Here is a 2,733-nt window from a genome sequence, read left to right as displayed (position 1 = left end):
CCCCGCCGGACCCCGCACCGCCCGCCGTCCCCGCCGAACCCCCCGCCTCCGCCGCCCTGCTCTCCGCGATGCAGCGCGACCTCGGCCTCGCCGAGAAGCAGGCCCTCACCCGGCTCGCCGACGAGAAGGCCGCCACCGCTCTGGAGAAGAAGGCGCAGCGCGCCGCCGGCTCCGCCTTCGGGGGCTCCTGGCTCGACGCGAAGACCGGCAGGCTGACCGTCGCGGTCACCGCCGCCGAGAAGGCCGAAGCCGTACGGGCGACCGGTGCCGAGACCCGGCTCGTCGAGCACTCGGCCAAGAGCCTCGACGCGGCCAAGGCGCGGATCGACGCCCTGAAGGCTCCTTCCGGTGTGAGCAGTTGGCACGTCGACCCGGCCACCAGCCGCGTCGTGGTGAACGTCGTCGCGGCCGAGCAGGCTGACAACGATGTCCGCTCCTTCGTCGCCAAGGCCCGCAAGGCCGGCCCCGTCACGGTGAAGACGACCGCCCAGGCTCCGCAGACCTTCGCCGCGGGAACGGTCGGCGGCGACCCGTACTACACGGGCAACGTCCGCTGTTCCATCGGCTTCTCCGTGCACGGCGGCTTCGTCACCGCCGGGCACTGCGGCGGCACCGGCCAGCAGGTCCGCGGCTGGGACAACTCCTACATCGGCAACTTCCAGGGCTCGTCCTTCCCCGGTGACGACTACGCCTGGGTGAACGTCGGCAGTGGCTGGTGGACCGTCCCGGTGGTGCTGGGCTGGGGCGCCGTTCCCGACCAGCTCGTCCGTGGCTCGAACGAGGCCCCGATCGGCGCCTCGATCTGCCGCTCCGGTTCCACCACGCGCTGGCACTGTGGCCGCGTCCTCGCCAAGAACGAGACCGTCAACTACAGCCAGGGCGCCGTCCACCAGATGACCAAGACGAGCGTCTGCGCCCAGGGTGGCGACTCCGGCGGCTCGTTCATCAGCGGCGACCAGGCCCAGGGCGTGACCTCCGGCGGCTGGGGCAACTGCACCAGCGGCGGCGAGACCTGGTACCAGCCGATCAACGAGATCCTCAACCGGTACGGCCTGCGGCTGCACACCGCTTGATCCGAGGGAGCCGTCCCGCCGTCCTCCCCGGCGGAGCGGCTCCCGACTGTACGACGTAAGTTCCAGTGAGCGGCCCCGCCGGGGGGGGGGGCCGCTTTCTTGCGCGGGCGAGCAGGGATGCGCGGAGTCCCGGGCGGCGCGTCCGCCTCGTCGCTCAACAGTCCTTGGGCACCTCATCGTTCACAAGCTATTGACACCCTCTCAGCCTCGGCGCAACACTGACACCGCTTTGGAGAGCGCTCTCCCGGAGGATCCCGCGGTCCGTCGGCCTCGTGACGCGCAGGGTGGAGTCTCTTCCCGGCTGCACCGTCCAGCTCACCCTTTCCCCCCACCGTGCACCCGATGTGCAGGGATGAAGAGCGGCATGGAGGTCCCTATGGTGACAAGACTCAACCGATCAACCCTGGTGTCCGTACTGGTCGTTGCCACCGCCCTGGCGCTGGTCGCGCTCGGGCTGTCCGCGATCACGAACGCCGGGGGCACCGCCGCCGAGGCGGCCCCGCCCGCGGCCGACAAGCCCGCCGCGGCCTCGCACGTCATGCAGGGGCACAAGATGGCGCCGGCCAAGCCCGTGGCCTTCGGGGACGACCCCGACGGCGACGGCTACATACCCGCGGACCCGCCGGTCACGGGTGTGGAGCCGTCCGACGAGATCCCGCCGCACCGCTACTTCCACGAGTTCCAGGCCAACTGCTCGGTCAACCACACCGCCCCGGACGACCCGATCGTCTACCCGGGCCAGGCCGGCGCGTCGCACGACCACACGTTCATGGGCAACGACACCACGAACGCGAACAGCACCACCGCTTCCCTGAGCGCCGGCGGCACCAAGTGCCTGGCACCCGGGGACCGGTCCGCCTACTGGATGCCGACCCTCTACAACGGGAGCGAGGAGATCCGCCCGGTCGGCCCGCAGACCATCTACTACAAGGCCGGAGTCACCGACTACCGGACGGTGCGGCCCTTCCCCAAGGGGCTGCGGTTCGTCGTCGGCAGCCCCACGCAGACCGCCGAGGAGTTCCGCAACCACCCCGGCATGGTCGAGGGGTACGAGTGCGGCGAGAGCTACCACAACTACGACTTCCCGGCCGTTTGCCCGACCAGCCAGGACACCCAGCTCAACCTGCGTATGCAGGCGCCCAGTTGCTGGGACGGCACGTACCTGGACACCCCCGACCACAAGGCCCACATGGCTTATCCGGTCGTGACGGGGGCCAACCAGGACGTCTGCCCGCCGAGCCACCCGGTCGCCCTGCCGATGATCGAGTTCAAGATGGCGTGGCCGGTCAACGGCGACATGTCGCAGGTGAGGCTGGCCAGCGGCACCGGCCACTCCTTCCACTACGACTTCTTCAACGCCTGGGACGACGCCACGCTCGACGCCCTGGTCGACCACTGCATCGTCGGCGCCCTCCAGTGCAACGCGCGCGGCTACGACGAGAACAACCCGGGCGAGGGCGCGGCCCTGGACGAGAACTACGAACTGCCCCGGTCCTGACCTCTGGCCCCACCCCATGGCGTCTCCCTCATGGGTGCACCGCACCCATGAGGGAGAGCGCTCTCCCATAGCTTTGCCCGCACCCCGTGAGGAGCCTCTCCCCCCCAGTCTCTTATACAAATCAGACGAAGCCGACGAATAAATAGGTTTAGATCTGGGTGT

2 protein-coding genes are annotated in these 2,733 nt (G+C 69.8%); both read left to right on the top strand.

Going from position 1 to position 2,733, the window contains the following annotated elements:
* Positions 1-1,073 (top strand): S1 family peptidase (locus JS521_RS35115; RefSeq protein ID WP_205086910.1); only part of this gene is annotated, 1,073 nt, incomplete at its 5' end.
* Between the two features lie 376 nt (positions 1,074-1,449).
* Positions 1,450-2,571, top strand: coding sequence for a DUF1996 domain-containing protein (locus JS521_RS35110; RefSeq protein WP_205086909.1), 1,122 nt, complete (start codon positions 1,450-1,452; stop codon positions 2,569-2,571).
* Positions 2,572-2,733 lie beyond the last annotated feature (162 nt).

Source organism: Streptomyces durocortorensis (genome assembly GCF_016901035.1).
In the GTDB taxonomy this organism is placed as follows: domain Bacteria; phylum Actinomycetota; class Actinomycetes; order Streptomycetales; family Streptomycetaceae; genus Streptomyces; species Streptomyces durocortorensis.
The sequence above is the reverse complement of the archived record's forward strand: the minus strand, read 5'-3'. Positions and strand labels throughout refer to the sequence as shown.